Annotated in this window: 15 protein-coding genes; 7 read left to right on the top strand and 8 right to left on the bottom strand. The window is 37.3% G+C overall.

Annotated features, from left to right (window positions below; genetic code table 11):
* Window positions 1–161 precede the first annotated feature (161 nt).
* Entirely contained in the window at window positions 162–2,369 is a 2,208-nt protein-coding gene (locus tag L3V46_RS13925) for a TonB-dependent siderophore receptor (RefSeq protein WP_239046778.1), read from the top strand.
* Window positions 2,370–2,510: 141 nt separating this feature from the next.
* Window positions 2,511–3,281, top strand: coding sequence for a TSUP family transporter (locus L3V46_RS13930; protein ID WP_004820319.1), 771 nt, complete (start codon window positions 2,511–2,513; stop codon window positions 3,279–3,281).
* 99 nt (window positions 3,282–3,380) lie between these two features.
* On the opposite strand, the gene L3V46_RS13935 is transcribed toward L3V46_RS13930, so the two are convergent.
* From L3V46_RS13935 to L3V46_RS13950, 4 genes are all read right to left on the bottom strand, one after another.
* A complete protein-coding gene (locus L3V46_RS13935; protein WP_004721698.1) occupies window positions 3,381–3,701 on the bottom strand; it encodes a hypothetical protein in 321 nt (106 codons plus the stop codon).
* A 165-nt stretch (window positions 3,702–3,866) separates the two neighbouring features.
* Window positions 3,867–4,502 (bottom strand): SMI1/KNR4 family protein, encoded by a 636-nt coding sequence (locus L3V46_RS13940; RefSeq protein ID WP_004820316.1) that lies wholly within the window; start codon window positions 4,500–4,502, stop codon window positions 3,867–3,869.
* Between the two features lie 105 nt (window positions 4,503–4,607).
* Entirely contained in the window at window positions 4,608–5,702 is a 1,095-nt protein-coding gene (locus L3V46_RS13945; protein WP_004721703.1) for a fatty acid desaturase, read from the bottom strand.
* Window positions 5,703–5,714: 12 nt separating this feature from the next.
* The gene (locus L3V46_RS13950; protein ID WP_239046025.1) at window positions 5,715–6,782 is read right to left on the bottom strand and encodes a ferredoxin reductase; all 1,068 of its coding nucleotides are present in this window, start codon (window positions 6,780–6,782) and stop codon (window positions 5,715–5,717) included.
* A 142-nt stretch (window positions 6,783–6,924) separates the two neighbouring features.
* Between L3V46_RS13950 and fabR the strand changes: the two genes are divergently transcribed.
* The 3 genes from fabR to L3V46_RS13965 all read left to right on the top strand — a co-directional run bounded on the left by fabR (window position 6,925) and on the right by L3V46_RS13965 (window position 9,760).
* On the top strand, window positions 6,925–7,620 hold the full coding sequence (fabR, locus tag L3V46_RS13955) for an HTH-type transcriptional repressor FabR (RefSeq protein ID WP_004721706.1): 696 nt from the start codon (window positions 6,925–6,927) through the stop codon (window positions 7,618–7,620).
* Window positions 7,621–7,664: 44 nt separating this feature from the next.
* Window positions 7,665–8,495, top strand: coding sequence for a 4-hydroxy-tetrahydrodipicolinate reductase (gene dapB / locus L3V46_RS13960; RefSeq protein WP_239046026.1), 831 nt, complete (start codon window positions 7,665–7,667; stop codon window positions 8,493–8,495).
* A 248-nt stretch (window positions 8,496–8,743) separates the two neighbouring features.
* On the top strand, window positions 8,744–9,760 hold the full coding sequence (locus tag L3V46_RS13965) for an AI-2E family transporter (RefSeq protein WP_004820310.1): 1,017 nt from the start codon (window positions 8,744–8,746) through the stop codon (window positions 9,758–9,760).
* 147 nt (window positions 9,761–9,907) lie between these two features.
* Here L3V46_RS13965 and L3V46_RS13970 read toward each other — a convergent pair whose 3' ends face one another.
* The 3 genes from L3V46_RS13970 to L3V46_RS13980 all read right to left on the bottom strand — a co-directional run bounded on the left by L3V46_RS13970 (window position 9,908) and on the right by L3V46_RS13980 (window position 15,700).
* The gene (locus L3V46_RS13970; protein ID WP_034617787.1) at window positions 9,908–11,602 is read right to left on the bottom strand and encodes an AMP-binding protein; all 1,695 of its coding nucleotides are present in this window, start codon (window positions 11,600–11,602) and stop codon (window positions 9,908–9,910) included.
* A gap of 476 nt (window positions 11,603–12,078) precedes the next feature.
* Window positions 12,079–14,916: an RNA polymerase-associated protein RapA gene (gene rapA / locus L3V46_RS13975; protein WP_034617785.1), complete on the bottom strand. Its 2,838-nt coding sequence runs from the start codon at window positions 14,914–14,916 to the stop codon at window positions 12,079–12,081.
* 139 nt (window positions 14,917–15,055) lie between these two features.
* Window positions 15,056–15,700 (bottom strand): RluA family pseudouridine synthase, encoded by a 645-nt coding sequence (locus L3V46_RS13980; RefSeq protein ID WP_004820305.1) that lies wholly within the window; start codon window positions 15,698–15,700, stop codon window positions 15,056–15,058.
* Between the two features lie 307 nt (window positions 15,701–16,007).
* On the opposite strand from L3V46_RS13980, the gene L3V46_RS13985 reads away from it, so the two are divergent.
* Window positions 16,008–16,709 carry a hypothetical protein gene (locus tag L3V46_RS13985; RefSeq protein WP_034617784.1) on the top strand — a complete coding sequence of 234 codons (702 nt, stop codon included), beginning with the start codon at window positions 16,008–16,010 and terminating at the stop codon, window positions 16,707–16,709.
* 357 nt (window positions 16,710–17,066) lie between these two features.
* Window positions 17,067–17,795, top strand: coding sequence for a hypothetical protein (locus tag L3V46_RS13990; protein WP_227504284.1), 729 nt, complete (start codon window positions 17,067–17,069; stop codon window positions 17,793–17,795).
* 616 nt (window positions 17,796–18,411) lie between these two features.
* Here L3V46_RS13990 and L3V46_RS13995 read toward each other — a convergent pair.
* Window positions 18,412–18,993 carry a TetR/AcrR family transcriptional regulator gene (locus tag L3V46_RS13995; RefSeq protein WP_004721722.1) on the bottom strand — a complete coding sequence of 194 codons (582 nt, stop codon included), beginning with the start codon at window positions 18,991–18,993 and terminating at the stop codon, window positions 18,412–18,414.
* Window positions 18,994–19,232 lie beyond the last annotated feature (239 nt).

The raw sequence follows: 19,232 nt of genomic DNA on the forward strand, positions 1-19,232 counted from the left end.
GCTTATGCACGGTTTTTTGCTATTGCAATATAAAAAAGTGAATATTTGATTAAAAAATCTATTAATTTGAATTAAACAATAGTTTTAAATGATAATCATCCTGATTTAAAAATATGCTTGAAGAGATTAAGATACGCACAATTTCAAATGCCTATCTCTTTATGAAAATTTCAAGCCATAGAACACCTGACTTCGCCCTGTTTAAACCCTCACATCTCAGCCTTGCAATTGCTGTTTCACTTAGCTTTATATCCAATGCTGCTTTTGCCGAAGACAATCAAGAAACTTCAACACAAACACTTAAAACAATCACCGTACAAGCTGAAGGAAACTGGCTTGAAGCAGCCAATGCTGAAAAAGTTCACAAGCATGCAGGTGCACGTACCATTATCGATCGTAAAAAAATGGACGAATCTGCGGTGACCTCTATCCGTGATGCGCTAAAACAAGTGCCAGGGGTTCAGGTTCAGGACAGCAATGGCACAGGGGGTAGTGATGTCTCACTCAATCTGGGTGTACGTGGCTTAACCTCTCGCCTCTCACCGCGCTCCACTGTGTTGATGGATGGTGTTCCATTATCCTTCGCGCCTTATGGTCAACCACAATTGTCTATGGCACCTGTTTCAATGGGTAATATTGAATCTGTAGACGTTGTTCGTGGCGCAGGTTCAGTCCGCTTTGGGCCTCAAAACGTGGGGGGAATCATCAACTTTAATACCCGTGCAATCCCTGAAAAACTATCAGGCTCTGTTGGTTTAACCACAGAATTCGCCACAGGTACCGACCAACTCAAGTACAGCCCAAACCTCTTTATCGGCGGTACTATGGATAATGGTTTAGGTCTTGCGCTACTTTATTCAGGAACCAAAGGAAATGGCTATCGCGAAGCCAATAACGACATAGATATCGATGACGTCATGTTAAAGTCGTCATATCAGTTTACAGATGTAGATTCGATTGCACTTAATTTGCATCATTATGAAGGTCGTGGCGAAATGCCAGAAGGCTTAACGACTGCGGATTATGCCAAAAACCCATACCAGTCAAACCAATACCGTAACTATTTTGCTGGCCGTCGTTCAGATGTTTCTGTTAAATACAGCCATAAAGATGAACTCAATAACTTTGAAATCCTTGGTTATTATGTCGACTCATTCCGTACCAGTGATCTTGAATCGCCAGATAAAAGTAATAAAGCCAATAGCATTATCAGCAACTCACCGCGTGATTATAAATATTTTGGCATTGAACCACGTTATTCACGTGCCTACACTTTAGGCAATATGAATAATGAAGTCACAGTTGGTTATCGCTATTTACAAGAAGACAGTTCAGAGTTTTCGGGTCGTACAGCGCCATATAATACTGTAACAGGAACGCCAGGCGAACGCCTTGCCAACACCAGCAGTGAAGGTGGAACCAAAGCGCATGCCGTATATATTGATAACCGTTTTGGTCTCGGTGCACTGACCATCACTCCGGGTGTACGATTTGAGTCTATTAAAACCCATAATGATTATACCGCCTACCAAAATGGTAAATTCATCAATACAGTACATCCAAAAATAAATTCTGATGAATTTTTACCAAGCCTTGCAGTGCAATATAATTTCAATGAACAATGGAATGTCTTTGCCAATGCAGCGGTTTCTTTTGGTCCTCAACAATATAACCAATTAGCTAAAGTTGAAGGAATCAGTGCTGTTACCACTTTAGATGGTTTACATCCTGAAAAATCCAACAACTATGAAATCGGTACAAAATACATCGGCAATGGTTTAAATGCTGAATTTACAGTGTTCTATTTAGACTTTGATAAAGAGCTATCTCTAGAGCGTACAGACGTTATTGGTACAGGCATCTGGACCAATTTAGGCGCAACGACTCATAAAGGCATAGAACTCGGTCTAAGTTATGACTTTGGCAACCTCTATGACTCACTTCAAGGCTTAAAAGTCTATAGTAATTATACATTTACAAAGGCTGAGTCTGAAGCAGGTAAATTTGCTGGTAAGGACTTACCTTTTTATTCACGACATGTTGGAAATTTAGGCCTTGGTTATAGCTTTGACAAATGGTCTGTCAATGCAGATATGTTTGCTCAATCTAAACAACATGCGCCAGGTTCAGGTAATGTTTACCAAACTGTTGAAACGGCAGATGGTCGTACTGGTGATATCCCGGGTTACTCAACTTTTGCGGTACGTACTGGTTATGATTTTGGACAAGATTTTTACGGTTTAAAAGTTGCTGGTGGGATTAAAAACCTATTTGATCAAGAATACTTTACTCGCTCATCTGACTCTACAGGTGGTAAATACGTAGGACAGCCACGTACTTTCTATCTACAAACTTCTGTTGATTTCTAATTTTTTGAAAAACTTGTAGATTTACAAAGCATTTAAAACTAAAGCGCTAATCTCATAGATTGAGATTAGCGCTTTTTAATTACTTTTATTTGAATATATTCTATGATTATTCTCTTAAAATAGCAGTTAGAACAATCTGTAATGGAATACGAGACAATACTTCTGAGTTTAGGCTTCTTCGCTTTTTGTGCGGGTTTAATTGATGCTGCGGTGGGTGGAGGTGGATTAGTGCTACTCCCAGCACTAATGCATGCCTTTCCCAATCAAAGTCTCGCCACAGTTTTTGGAACCAATAAAATCATTGCCATGGCAGGGACTGTATCTTCTGCATTTGCTTACTTTAAGAAAGTTACGATCAATTGGAAACTTATATTACCCACAATGTTGGCAGCATTTATATTTTCTTTTTTAGGTGCAATGTCAGTTTCGTTGATACCTAAAGAGTTGATGCGTTATATCGTATTCTTTTTACTGATCTTGATTGCGATCTACACCTTTGCCAAAAAAGACTTAGGTAAAGTCCATACTGTGTTACAGACGGGTAAGAAAGAAATTGCGTTAGGTTTATTTTTTGGCGCCTTAATTGGATTTTATGATGGAATTTTTGGCCCTGGGACAGGCAGTTTTTTACTCTTTCTGTTTGTGAAAGTATTTGCTTTTGATTTTTTAAATGCTTCTGCATCTGCCAAATTGGTCAATGTCGCCACCAATATTGCTGCCATGTTTTTCTTTATCCCTTCTGGGCATATTTTATGGATGGCTGGCATCATTTTAGCAGTTTGCAATGTTTTAGGCTCACTTGCGGGTACAGCTTTAGCATTTAAATATGGAAGTGGTTTTATTCGTATTTTCTTTTTAATTTTACTGGTATTTTTAATTGGCCGAATGGGCTATGACTTATTTATCGGTTAGTCATTCATACTAAATATAAAAATTGAATGAAGCCCACCAAAATGCGGGCTTCTAAACTAAGATTCTAAAAAAACTTCCTATGGAAGTTTTTCCAAAGATTCAAATCTTTTCAGCTTTATCTAAAAAGTATTGTGTGGCTTCAGTTAAATCCATATCTAATTCATTGGCAATAATGGCTAACCACCAAACACATTCACCTAACTTATGCTGCAACTCTTGTTGAGCATCGCCTTTGTGTAGCCACTTCCCTGTCTGCGCCATGACTAATCTGCCAACCAATCCAGCATCAGATAAAAATGCCAACGCATCCTCTTGCACTGTCCATTCAGCATGATGATTTATTCGCTCTAGCTCATGATAACGTTCTCTGATTTTTACTGAACGTGCTACAACCTCATCAACCGTTATTTTATGATCCATCATTTTGCTCGTTTAAAAATTAGAGCTTACTTGATTTTGTAAAATTGATTCGATTAGAAATGTAATGCGTTCAAAATTGAGTGTCTAGCAATAATCGCTATTGATACACTTTTTATGAGTGAAGCGTTCAAACATAATTTTATAAAATGATTTTTCTCAAAAAAGCTAAGTAAAATCAGGGCGCGCCCAGCGTTCACTCATATGCCAATTGACCAAATCAATAGCTGCATCACTTTCTAAAAATTCATTTTCATCTTCTAAAGCATCTTCATTCAGCTGATATAAGTCATTGTCTAAATCATCTGAAAATTGTTGAAGTAAATCGGTAATCGAGTTGGCGACTAGAATACCAACATCATATTCATGATCAATAAAGATTACTTGGCCAATTTGACCAACGGCGGTGGGTGCTAAATCCACATACAAACCTGTGCGCCCACCATCGTGCGCAAACTGGACCCAATCCCGATGGTGGGCATTGGTTGGATTGATTTGTGGGTCAGCATGTTGAAGAACAAACAACTCATCAACGAGATCCGCAAGATCAGCACGTTTATTTTCAATATTGGTCAGCGATAAAAACTCCATACCATAAAATAAACTGCCTAAATTTTCCTCTTCATTCATCCCATTATGCCAACAGTACAACTGTTTAAAATCATCAGGTAAATGTTTAGAAAGCCTTTGTTCAAATTGTTCTATATCTGAAATACTTGCCGCAGGATTGAGTGATTGATTTGCGATCTTTGCAGCATGTTGCACTAACCAATTTTGTATATTTTCTAATTGTTTTTGAATCATGTTCTTCTCATTTATCTTAATAACAGTCAAATAAACTTTACTGAAAAACCCAATCATTGACAATAAAAAAGCCACTTAAAAGTGGCTTTAGCTTTAGCAAATCAACTATTTTTTAAATGGAAATGCATATTTCACAATACGTCCAAGGACTTGACCATATTGCTTAAACAAACTTGCATTGTTGTAGTTTAAACCATACTTTTTACATACCGCTTCAACTTTAGGCGCCATTTTACGATAGCGACGAGCAGGTACTTCAGGGAATAAATGATGCTCGATTTGATGGCTCAAATGACCTGTCAAAATATGAAATGCTTCTGAACCAGTTAAATTCGAAGAACCGCGAATCTGGCGCATATACCAATGTCCACGACTTTCATCCTGTAAAACAGTTTTAGGGAACACTTCGACATCTTTGGTAAAGTGACCACAGAAAATGATACTAAATGTCCAAATATTACGGATACCATTAGCAACTAAATTACCTGTAAATACAGGTAAAGCTGCCGGGCCAGCAATCACAGGAAAGAAAAGATAATCTTTAAAAAACTGTTTACCAATTTTCTTTTGAGTCGGCTTCCACTCTTCTTTAAATTGCGCCCACGTTTTACGTTTATAAACCAATTTACCAATTTCAAGGTTTTGAATCGCAACGCCCCATTGGAACAATAGACAGAACGGAATTGCATATAAAGGTTGCAATAAAAAACCCGGTTTCCAACGTTGTTCAGGGAATAAACGCAATAAACCATAGCCAATATCATCATCCATCCCTTTGATATTGGTATAGGTATGATGCTTATAATTATGGGTCTGGCGCCAGTTGTCAGAGGTTCCAACAATATCCCATTCGTAAGTTGTACCTTTAAAGCGTGGATCATTCATCCAATCATATTGTCCGTGCATGACATTATGACCGAGTTCCATGTTTTCCATGATCTTGGCAAAGCTCAGTAAACCAGTACCAAGTAACCATGCTGGTGGGAACCAACCCGCAAATAAGCATGCTCGGCCTAAAATACTGCTATAACGAATAGCGGCATAAACTTTTTTGATATATTTGGCATCTTTTTCACCAATATCATCTAAGACTTCTTGCTTAATCGCATCCAGCTCGCGCGCTAAAGCATCCAGCTCAGTCTGGGTCAGTTCACGGTTTTTGGTGTTTTTAAAATATTGAATTTTAACTGGCATATTCATGATAAAACTCGCTTAAAGATCAATAACTAAATCAGTTTTGGCAGTATTCACACAAATTCTCAGTAAATTATTCGGTTCAAAATTTTCTTGACCATTGACTAAGTTTTTTGTGGCACCCTGTGCTTTATTACACGCGCATTTATTGCAAATCCCCATTCTGCAACCATGTTCTGGTTTGATATTTTGTTGTTCTAAGCCAACTAAAATGGCTTGACCTTTAGGGATTGCAACCACTTTATTAGATTTGGTTAATGTGACATTGATAAAACCTGTGTCATCAGAAATCACGGGGCTTAGGCTAAATGCTTCGCTTTTGAGTACTTTGGCCTGTTCAAATAATTGTTCAGCTGTTGCCACAAAACCTGAAGGACCACATACATACACTGTGCTTTGCTCAAGATTTTTAATGATATGTAAATATTCATTATTTAAACGTGCATCCGCAGGTATTTCTTGGGTATAGAACACATCAAATTTAAAATCGGGATACTGTTGGGCTAATTGCTCAAACTGTTGTTTAAAGGCAACGTCTGCATTTTTTTTAACCCAATACATTAAATGTACTGGCTGACGATCAAGCTGCTGGTTCGCTGCCAATGCCTGAATCAAGCTATACATCGGCGTAATACCACTGCCCGCAGCGACCAGAATCAATGGACTGACAACTTGAGGCAATAACATATCACCATAAGGTCGACCAAATTCAATCACCTCACCCACTTGGGCATCTTCAAACAACCAGTTACTCACAATGCCTTTTTCTACTTTTTTTGCCGTGAGTAATACATGTTGCGTATCTAATTGAGTCAGACTATAGGTACGTTCATAACGACGACCATTGATTTCGATAGTGATTGGATGATGCTGCCCGGCTAACCCCATTTTAAACAAACGGTTAATTTTGATGGTTAAGCTGATCGTATCTGCGGCGGATTGTTCTTTTTCAACAATTTTCCCCAAAGCTTGTTGAACTGACCACAATGGATTAATTTTCTGTAGCCAAAAATTAGTCGTATGAGTACCTAACACCATATCAAATATAGCGTTTACGGGAGATTTTTGCTTTTCAATAGCGTGCATACTAGGCTCACCATCTGAGTGATTTTTAATTATTATACACATGTATATATATTTGTATATACGCGTGTATTGTATCTAGACATTTCATTTATGTAATGACAAAGGCTATAATGAAAAAAATATTTTAACTATTTGATACTTTATGAATCCAACGTCCGTATTACCTCAGAACCCAGCTACCCTTCAAGATCAAATTCATGAGCTTGAAAAAGTTTCTGTACGTACTGTTGGACGCAAAGCGACAATTACCAAAGAAGAATTATTCCAAGCCGCCTTAAATTTGATTGGACCGCAAAAAAGTATTTCCTCTTTAAGTTTAAGAGAAGTTGCTCGTGAAGCTGGGATTGCGCCAAATAGTTTTTATCGTCACTTTAAAGATATTGATGAGTTGGCGATTGAACTGATTGATCGTTCAGGTGTGGTGCTTCGTCAAATTTTGCATGAAGCTCGAATCAAGGCAATCAGACAAAGCAGTATTATTCGCAGTTCAGTTGAAGTATTTATTGAACAACTAGATGCCGATGAAGGTAACCTCAGTTTACTACTGCGTGAAGGTTATACAGGATCAAAGCAATATAAACTTGCTGTAGACAAACAACTTAATTATTTCCAACAAGAACTCCAAGAAGATTTGATTCGAATAGAACGCATCAATCACAGTAAATTAACCCATCCTGATTTAGTCGCCAAAGCAATTACTCAGCTGGTATTTAATATGGGTGCCAAGGTGATTGATTTACCGATTGCTGAACGTAAAGAAGTCGCTGAACAAACCATGGTGATGATTCGTATGTTACTCGAAGGTTCGCGTCATTTAGACGAAGCGCAAATTAAATAATAGCTATTCTTTCATAGCCTATTAAATACAAGTATCAAGACCCTATGATCAGTCACAATCAACAAAATATTCGTGTAGGCATACTGGGTGTGACTGGCCGCATGGGACAAATGCTAGTTCAGGCCTGTCTCAATGCGGGACCAAACATCACTGTTGCTACAGCAAGAGTTGCAAGTGCAGCGATTGGTCAGGAACTAGGACAGTATCTCAATATAGCACCATTAAATGTGCTCATTTCAGATCGTTTGGAAGACGTCATTCAGCATTGTGATGTGGTGATTGATTTCACTACAGCAGAAGCATTATCGCAACATTTAAAAATTTGTCAGCACGCTAAAAAGCCGATGATTATTGGTATCACTGGTTTATCTGAGCAATTAAATCAACACATTGCTCAAGCCGCACAAGATATTGCTATCGTGCATTCAGGCAATTATTCCATTGGCGTCAATCTTAGTATTGATCTGGTTCGAGTTGCTGCCCAATTATTAGGTACAGGATTTGAAGCTGAAATCATCGAAGCACACCATCGACAAAAAATAGATGCGCCATCAGGTACTGCATTGATGTACGCAGAAGCGATTGCTCAAGTCAGAGCACAATTGCTCAGCGATTTAGCGGTCTATCAACGCCATGCTCAGGTTACTGAGCGAACACCCCAACAGATCGGTTTACAAGCTATACGTGGTGGTGACATTGTTGGTGAACATAACACAATATTTTATGGTCATGGGGAACAGGTCGAAATCAAACATATTGCAAGCAATCGGATGAACTTTGCGACTGGTGCAATTCGTGCCGCAATGTGGTGTATGTCTCAACCCGCTGGCTTATATAATATGCATGACGTGATTCATTTGAATCACTCGCTTTAATAGCGCTCTATGTACTGCTCAATGTACGCAACAGTAAAATTTTTCTGATCAATCCACGATAGTGATCTTTTATCTTTCTATAACGTTTTTTAAAGACTTTTCACCCAGTATTCAGGCCAAATATTTTCACATTGAATTAAGCTTTGTATTTAAAAATAGCTATCTCGCCGCGAGTTAGAGTGATATAAATCTAACTTGGTATTTTTATATTCCCCTATACATCAATTGTATAATTGAGCTCTATTCACATGAAACTGTTAAATGATCGTCAAAGTATTATTGCAAGTTACTTACTCATGCTGATCTTTTTGTCTTTACTGATTCCCTTGCATCTCTTAGCGTCATTTTTTGCAGGTTTTGTTGTTTTTGAAATCATCAATAGTTTAGGTAGCATTACAGAAAGATATATTGATGGTCAAAGAGCGCGCTTGACCATTAGCATTATTCTTGCCATTTTTATTATTTCTTTGATTGTGCTCAGCATTACTGGGTTAATCAGCTTTGTTCAACACGATTTGCAAGGTGCGGGAATCAATGCCATCAGTGACCAAGTCGATCAGACCTTACAAAAACTACAACTTGAAGTGGCACAATATATTCCAGGATTTATTCCTTATTCACTCACTGAATTAAAAGATCAAACCTTTGATTTAATCAAAGATAATTTATCCACCTTAAAAAGTACCGGAACAGGCTTTTTACATAATTTAGCCACGATGTTGATTGGTATGATTGTAGGGATCCTTGTCTCATTAAACCAACTGCGCCCACAGCCGGATCAGCCAGAATTTAAGCGTGCCATGATCACACGTATTGAAAACCTTTCTTCATCTTTTAAAAATGTGGTGTTTGCTCAGTTTAAAATTTCGTTAATCAATACCTTTTTATTTTTGATTTTCTCTCACCTGATCCTCCCTGTTTTTGATATACATTTACCTTTTGCCAATACCTTAGTGATCCTGACTTTTATTTTTGGATTAATTCCAATTGTCGGAAACTTACTCTCCAATACCATTATTGTTATGGCAGGTTTAACCATTTCAGTATCTACCGCTGGTATCGCATTACTTTATCTGATTTTTATCCATAAACTGGAATACTTTATTAATGCCAAAATTATTGGCACAAAAATCCATGCAGCGTCATGGGAGGTGTTATTGGCAATGTTAGTCTTTGAGTCGTTCTTTGGCTTAGCGGGTTTAATTGTTGCACCCATTTTCTATGCCTATCTCAAGTTAGAACTTAAACAAGCTGAAATGATTTAAAACATAGTTCATTTGAGTCATCAAGAAACCCTTCTTTTAAAGGTATGAAGTATTACTTTGTAAAAGAAGAAAATTAAAAAAAGCCTGAGTTGATCAACATTACAATTCAGGCTTTTTTGCTAATAATACCAATGTAGTTAAAAACTTTTATTCCCAGACCACTTCTCGTTTCTGTTGTGCCCAAGCGTCTAAGAATGGCTCATAGCGACTTTCAATTTTATTACGTTTAATTTTCATCGTTGGGGTAAGTAAATCATTTTCCATGGTCCATGGTTCATTGACTACGACAAAAAAGCTGATTTTTGCATGAGGCTCCAGTTCTTCATTGATCTTCACTCTTAATGCTTTTAAGGCGTTTTCAATTTCATCTCGCTTCGGGTTCTGCTTCAGACTGTTACGAATATCTTCAGCCAACATAATAAAAGCAACTGGTTGTGGTTGGCTTGAACCACCAATACATACAGATTCAATTAATGCCTGATTTCCGATTTTTTGCTCAGTCGGAACTGGCATGATGTATTTGCCTTTACTTGTTTTAAAAATATCTTTAATTCGACCCGTAATTTTTAACCGCCCTTCTGCATCGATCTCGCCCAAATCCCCAGTACGTAAAAATCCATCTTCGGTCATATCTTCTGCAGTTTTTTCAGGATTTTTATAATAGCCCAACATGGTTCCTGGGCTTTTTACCAGAATTTCACCATTTTCATCAATTTTACACTCCACTTTAGGTTGGGCATGCCCCACATAACCACTGGCAAACTGCCCCACACGTGTCACATGCGAATAACCACAATTTTCAGTCATGCCATAGACTTCAAGTAACTCTAAACCTAAATTTCGATACCATAAAATAATATCTGTAGGTAGCGGTGCCGCAGCAGTAAATGCATAACGGACATGATTTAGCCCGAGTTTAGTGAGTAATTTCTTTTTAACCAACTTACCTAACACAGGTATTTTAAATAAAACCTTTTGTATATGGAGCGGTATTTTTTCATTAACGCCCAAATAGAACTTGGTCCATAAGCGCGGTACCGAAAAGAATAATGTAGGTTTGGCACGATTCAAATCTTCAACAAAGGTTTCAATTGAATTTGCAAAATACACGGTAAAACCGCAAACCATCAATGAAGATTGAATAAAAATACGTTCTGCAACATGTGCAAGTGGTAGATAAGATAAGGCTCGATCAGATATTGTCACTTGATAAGTTAATCTGAGCTCACGAGCAGCCGATAAAAGTGTCGCAAAACTTTGCATAACTCCTTTAGGTACACCCGTACTACCAGACGTATAAACGATGGTCGCTAAATCATTTTTATTGGGCAAGATTGGGTTTTCTAGTGGGGCAACAGATTGCACAATATCATTCCATTGCGGTGCATCGAATTCAGGTGATAATGCCAAACGCACGCAAGCTAAATCTTGCGGAATGATTGTTTTTACCTCATTCCAGCTATCCGCTTTACCGTCCAATTTTCCAATAAATAAGAGTTTTGCTTCACTGTGGTTGAGTACATAAGCTGCACCTTCCGCATTGAGTGTTGGGTAGAGTGGGACTGAGATATGACCTGACATCCAGATCGCTAAATCTGCCATAAGCCAATGCGCACTATTTTTACCATAAATTGCAATCGCACTCTTTTCAGGCAAGTTTAAAGACTGTAAATAACTCGCCATACTGCGAACTTGTTGTGCAACTTCCGACCATGTGTAATGCACTGCATTGCCATTGGCCAATGGTTGTACAAACACATCTTTTTGCGGTAATTGCTTTTCCCAATGAAGTAGATAGTGCACATGGGTATCATGAAACTCAACAAAATCCTTGTTTTCCATATCATTTCTTCCATTATTTTAAGTTTTTATCTTGGCTATAGACCGTTGCTTTCGAACTTGTCTATTTGGATACACAATACTGAATGATCAAATTACATGGGTGGGTAAACTTTATCTCTAAAAGAAAAAATCGAGATCAAAGTACACTATTTAAATAGCATAAAAACGGTTGCAATGTATACAACAAACTCCCTGTAAATCGTTCATTGATTATTGTTGTAAAGTAGATCTCATTCAATGATACATGGGGTTTCTATGGTGTGGTGAAATTGATGAATGGTCTATAGCCCCCACACAAGACATGGTCATATAAATGGTTCAATAATAGGAATTAATTTTTATAAATTGATATAATTTTTACATTTAAAATCAAATAAATAAAAATGACCCAATAATTGACTATTTAAATCTGGATAATATATACATCAAAAAAGCTCCCGAAGGAGCTTTTAGAATCTAGATAAAATTGCGCTAAATTAAGGTTTAACCACGACCAATACCTGAATCGCCTCTGGTGTTACAGAAACACCTTCCAATAGGCTTAAACCTTCTTTCTGGAATTTCTGTAAACGTTCAATTTCATCTGCACGAATACTTGGATTAAATTGTTTTAAATAGCTTAAACGATCAATTTCATATTGCCATTTGCTACCATAAATTTCTTTAGCTTGTTCTTTTAACTGCGGTAAAACACCTTTAGCAATATCTAAAGCTTGTGCATAGCGTTCTTCAATCACTTCACGACGTGCTTTTACCACTTGACGACAGCTGTTGCTATCTAAATGGTGTAAATACGGCTTAATAATTTCTGGATCAAGCTTGGCAGTAATATCCTGACCCGTTTCAGTCAATAACACTCGGATCAATTGTGTCGGCAAACTTGAAGGTAAATTTAATGCCTTAGGTGCGACCACATCCACTTTAAACCAAACTTCTAACAAGATCGTGCCTTGTTTAAGTGCATTGGTTTTTAGAATCGCAACATTGGTACTACCAAAAGATTGAGTGCGGATAATTTCCATCACACTTTCAGTAAACGGATGTTCAAGTGTTAAATATTGCGCGTCTTCACGGATCTGTGCCTGATCACGATAGAAGGTTGCAGTCATGCCCTCTTCGTCGATATCCAAACCTTGCACTTGCATTTGATCGGTTGGTTTAATAATCACCGTACCATTGCTTTGCTCATCAAAGTCAATGTTAGTCGATGCCATAAACCGCTTCATAAACATTGGCAACAAAGTATTGTCATCATAGTCTTCAAGCGCAGTAACAATTTCTTGTGCCACGATCGGACGACATGAATTGTATTCCAATAAACGGTCACGACCATCTTGCAATTCAACTTCAAGCGCTTGACGCTGTACATTGACCGCTTCAAGAAGCTCTTCAAAGGCTTGGCCTTTATCATCCAATAAGCAATCTTTTAAATCGACAATAAAGTTTTCTTGTAAGGTTTGTGCTGTAGGCGAAATATTACTAAAAATATTCAACGCTTCATTATACCAACGGAACATGCGCTCTTGCGCTGTACCGACAAGATAAGGCACATGAATCTGAATACGATTTTCTTGACCAATACGGTCTAAACGACCAATACGCTGTTCAAGTACATCTGGATTTGCTGGCAAATCAAACAACACAAGATCAGAAGCAAACTGGAAATTACGCCCTTCTGAACCAATTTCAGAACACAGTAAAATCTGTGCACCATAAGAATCTTCAGCAAAATAAGCCGCTGCTTGGTCACGTTCCAATAAGCTCATGCCTTCATGGAACATTGCGGTGCGAATACCCGCGTGGATGCGTAAAGCGTTTTCAAGTGCTTCAACAACTGGACCACTACGTGCGATCAGCAGTACTTTTTTATGTTTTAAATCAGAACGTAATCGTTCCATCAACCACATAACACGTGGGTCTGTTTCCATCCATGCGCCATCAAGTTGCAGTTCTTCTGGCCACATTTGCTCACGTAATTTTCCATCTTTAGACCAGTTTTCTGGTGCTGGCAATGGTGCAGGTTGGCAATCACGTCCAGGGAAACCTTGAATTGCTTCACGGGTATTACGGAACAAGATACGACCAGTACCATGACGGTCTAAAAGTTCATGAATTGCACGGAAACGATGTTCAGGCTGATCTTCAATCGGATGACCTAATAATTTTTCAACCGCTGCCAAATGTTCCGCTTCAAGTGGCAAATCTGACATCAACACTTCAGCAATTTTAGCAGTGTGATGATATTGCTCTTCTTCATCAAGGAAACGATCAAGCGAACTAAAACGTTGTGGATCAAGTAAACGTAAACGGGCAAAATGACTTTCTACACCTAACTGTTCAGGTGTTGCCGTTAAAAGCAGCACACCTTCAGTTTTTTCAGCAAGCTCTTCAACCAGATCATAACGGTCATTACCGCCTTCTTCTTCACTCCACATCAAATGATGCGCTTCATCGACCACTAACAGATCAAAACCAGCTTCAATGGCTTGCTCACGTAAATCATCATGGTCAATCATTAAATCTACTGAAGCAATGATACATTGTTCAGTCAGGAATGGATTGAGTTCAGGATCATGCTCTTTGATTGAAGCTGTACGAGTCAGATCAAACAATGAGAAATTCAAATTGAAACGACGACGCATTTCAATCATCCATTGATATTGTAATGAATCTGGTACAAGAATCAGAATTCGCTCAGAACGACCCGTTTTGAGTTGTTGATGGATGATGAGTCCCGCTTCGATTGTTTTACCTAAACCGACTTCATCTGCAAGTAGTACACGAGGTGCAAATCGTTTACCCACTTCATGGGCAATATACAGCTGGTGTGGAATCAAACCTACACGCGCGCCAACCAAACCACGTAATGGTGACGTTTGCATATTGGCTTGCATTTGCATCGCTTCAATACGTAAGTCATACCATTCTTTATAGTCAATTTGGCTTGCCAATAAACGTTCTAAAGGCTTTGACAATTGAATTTGTGCGCCAATACGCGTTTCGTTTAATGCTTTCTTCTCTTGTTCACCACTATCCAATGTACGAATAACATTGTAACGAATCACACCACTGCGATCGTCTAAAGACTCGACAATCCACTTGATGCCTTCTTGGTCTTGAACTTCATCATTGATATTAAAAACAATACGAGATAATGGGGCATTATTACGTGCATAGACACGAGTTTCGTCACTTTTTGGAAAAAGAATACTGATTGAACGTTCATCGACGTCAATCAATACACCTAAACCTAACTCAGTTTCTGTGTCCGATAACCAACGTTGACCTATAGCAAATTGTTGCAATTTTTCCACCTTTATCTCATGTTAGGGCTAAAACACGGTTGCTCAAATCAGGAGAATATTTGAACAAAGTTTATACCCATTACGCAATACTTTTTGACATAAAGCTCATTAAATTTTGAGCGACTTAATTTCAACTTAAAAATCTAAACTAAAACGGAACTGGACAATCAAATTGTACAAGCTCCTCTGTTTTAGGATGATGAAAACTCAGTTGTTGTGCATGTAGACAAAGTCGTGGCATAAGCTGCTGTTGTTCTACAGTTGCATATAAAGTATCACCAATAATAGGATGTCCTAAATATTGCATATGCACGCGTAACTGATGTGACCGTCCTGTAATTGGAGTTAACTCAACACGGGTTACAGCCTGTCCTTGAATTTGAAAATGTTGGATTGCTTTCCAATGTGTTAATGCAGGCTTATTATGTTCTGGATCAGCAATATGTAAGGGTGGATGTTCTGGATCATAAATCACAGGAACATCAACTGTGCCTTCACCATGTAAAGTGCCAGCAACAACAGCTTGATAGGTTTTAGAGGTTTGACGTTCTTGAAACTGTCTAGAAATACTTTTTTGTCCCCATTTACTCAGTCCGAATACCAAAATTCCAGAGGTATCGCGGTCTAAACGATGAATGAGTAAAGTCTTAGGCTCGATTTTTAATAATCTGTTGATAACACAATCTTGTAAATCTGCTGTTTTTCCTGGAACTGTGAGTATACCTGCTGGCTTATGGATCACCATAAAATCATCATCACGATGGATCAGGTGTTCGGTTAGAAAATTACTCAAAGTTCAGTTCCAATGATCACGCAAACAAGCAGGCAATTCTAAGAATCTTGGAATGAAATTACAATCAAAATTATCTGATTTATTCGATTATTCTAAAGAAAGAATAATAAATCGTACAATTGCTTTAAATTCATTGGCAATTTACAAGACAATCAAAAACTTTAGATACATTTTGCCAATCAATTGTGGAGAAATTGGATTAATTCATTGAAAAAATAAATTATTGTCTATTTTTTGGTAGGCTAAAAACTTAACACCCTATTTTTTTAATGGTATAAACAATACCTTAAGATTAAATGAGCAAAATATGAATAAATTAAATTATAAATCTACATTGTCCATTTGTATTATTTCCGCATTTGCCATGACCGGCTGTGCAACTTCAACCCTTTTAAAGAAAGACAACGGTGTCCGTACCCGTAATGTTCAAACCGTATTGGTCAATGATACGGTTTTAGCATTTGGCAAACCATCACAAGCAATTTCTGCACTACCTTCTGACAGCATTGTTATTGCAGGACAAAAAAATAGTTATGTCATCACCAGTGGTGGTACTCGATTTGTCAAAGTGATCACAGGACTTGATCCAAAATTTATTCAAATTGATAAAGCGCTGACCTTCAATTCAGAAAAAAATGATGGGCATTTTTCAGGAATCCTACCACTCAAATATGTCAAACTTTCGGAAGATGTCACTAAACAAGATCGTGCATTCTTTATTGAAAATGGTGCAGAAGAATGTACCACTTCAAGTGATCAACGTCTAAAAGCACAACGTTTCTGTTTTAACATTGCCTTATCTGGTCTGGTTTACCCTTCTGCTTCTAATATTTCATCACTAAAAGCACTGAGTAAACCCTATCAAGTCAGTATCTATACCACTCAAGAGGTCAAAGATTACTCAAAGGCTGGCAGTAAAACTGCAGATAAACTGGTGTTATTCCCTTTTGCTGTCGCTTTTGATGTAGTGACTTTACCGTTCCAAGCGCTTCATAAGATTTTTGATTGATTGAAAATAATTCAGGATATTGCATACAATATCCTGAATCTTAGCAAATATAAAAATACGATTCTCAGTAGCATGATTCCACTTTCTTTTAACTATCTTTGGATTTTCTTTGTCGCCGGCTTTGGGACCATTATTTTTAGTCTCTTTGCGATTGGATTAATATTTAGCTCAAAATTCAGAAATGCCCTTAGGCATGGCAATATTTTTATTCAGTCTTTATTTGTCTGTAGTGTACTCTGCGTTTTTTTGAGCTTGGCACTTTATTTTCTTGTTCTATATACAAAAAATGAGATTGAAAAAGAGCATCATTCCCTACATAAAACATTAAGTTCGCCTGAGAAAATTTTAGGCATCCAAATGCCACAAGGGACTGAACTTGAATTATTTGCACCCAATCAATTGTCCTCATTGAGACAAGCCAAATTTCCCCAACCCGTATTATTTGGAAAGCTACAAATTAACAGCATGAAAATTCCTCGTGGTATTGATTTGGAACTTTTTGATGATCGTTCCACCACCTTAATGGGGACAGGTAAGGATACGATCGAAGGTTGGAATTGTCAGCTGATGAGCTATATTCAAGTCTATTTAGATGATGCTGGCAACATCGTTGGTTTAGAGCACTGTAATCTTGCTCAAGATACGCAGCTAGACAATATTACGCTTATGGCACAGGCAGGTATCGAGCGTTCTAAATATCAAAAATATCCAGACAACTTTGTTTCTACAGATTACTGGCGGATTCACAATCCCCTCACCCAATACAAAGCTGTTTCCCTACAATGGGCAAATGTCTATTTGGATCAAAATAAACAACTCATCGGGATTGAAAATGGCACACTGGCAGAAAAATTAACCTTAGGCGGTATTCAATATCCAGCAAATACTGAATTCAATTTACTGGTTCATCCTTTTACACAAGATGAAACATGGTTATTTACCCCGCCCAATGATCAAAATGCGATTGCTCGTAATGGCAAAGTCTATACGCATGATCAAACGATTCTTCAGCACCCTAATGGCAAAATTGAACAAATCCTCAATAGCAATGATCCTAGAATTTTAGCCCGAAGAATGAATCACTAATGCTTAAATATTGATATTCCAAACAGCATAAGCACTTTTCATGGTCTTTGACTTTTTATCTCTAATATTTATTTACAATTATTCATTTCAATTTTCAAATTCTTGACCACATGCTTCGCGTATAGCAATTTACTGCCATTTAAAGATCAATAGAAGTCTGCTAGCCTAATCTACAAGATCAAGAACTGGCTTTTAAACGATATCAGCACCCATAAAATTAAACGCAAAGTACCAAAAATTAGATATTTTTTTTAATATTTAAGCCGATTGATAAAAAAACAAACAAATTCACAAAGATTCTGTTGTAAAAAACAACAAAATCTTTATAATCCAACTAAACAGACAAGTCTGTATAATTTGCTGAAAAAAACGAATGACATGTGCATTCAGAGGGTATAAGAATAAATATAAGAAGATGCTTCAAGCATCTCTTTACCTGATAATTTATTGTTATGACAATAAATCATCAGGTATATAAAAAACTTATCAGCAAAGCGCGATTCACTTCAAGTGATCGCGCTTTTTTATTTTCAAGTTTTAAGGAAAAATTAAACAGATCAACAAGCGCAAATAATGATTACGCTTGCAATCTGCGATTATTCAACAAACTTAAAGGTTAAACTGAACTCGGTTGGGCTAGAGCCAATTCCATCTGAATCAGGGTCTCTACCCGTCTCCAATAATCATCCAAACACACTTGCTGAGGATCTATTTGCGCTTGAATCGTCATTCCGTCAAGAAGACTCGACAAGAAAGAAGCAAGTTGAATATCTTGTTTAACACCTAAATGACGCAACGCATTACTCAAATGCCCTTTTAACCACTCTTTATAGTCAGTTGCAGGTTGAAGTGATGACGGATAAACTTTTGAAATTTCTTCTACGGCTTTTTGGAACATACAACCATTAAAATCTTCACTATGAAACCATGCGTTGTACCATGTGAAAATGGCTTTAATATGAGATAAATAATCTTGTGGATCACATTTAGCGATTGCAGCATCTAATGATTCTTGCAAATTGAGATTTCTCGTGACCAAACATTCTTCAATCAATTTGGCTTTAGATGGAAAATATTTATAAAAAGTCATTTTTGCAACGCCAGACTCACTAATAATTCGGTCTATACCGATAGAATTATAACTATATGTATTAAAGAGATTCAACGCTGTATTAATGATGTCCTCTTTTTTTGACATTTGTTTTTACCTGATGTACAAAAATTTAAGATTAAAATTAAAGCATTAGCTTATAAGAACAGCACATAAATACGAATTACTTCAAGTGTATGCTAAGAATTATATCTTAAATTCATATGAATACTGAGTTTTTATAAAAAAACATCAAGACTACAAAGGCAAGTATATGAAATATAAAATATTAAACCTGTATAAATACTAGCAAAACAATTTGTTTTTTACTATTATAAAAACGGCAA

This window comes from Acinetobacter sp. AG3 (assembly GCF_022343575.1).
GTDB lineage: Bacteria > Pseudomonadota > Gammaproteobacteria > Pseudomonadales > Moraxellaceae > Acinetobacter > Acinetobacter guillouiae.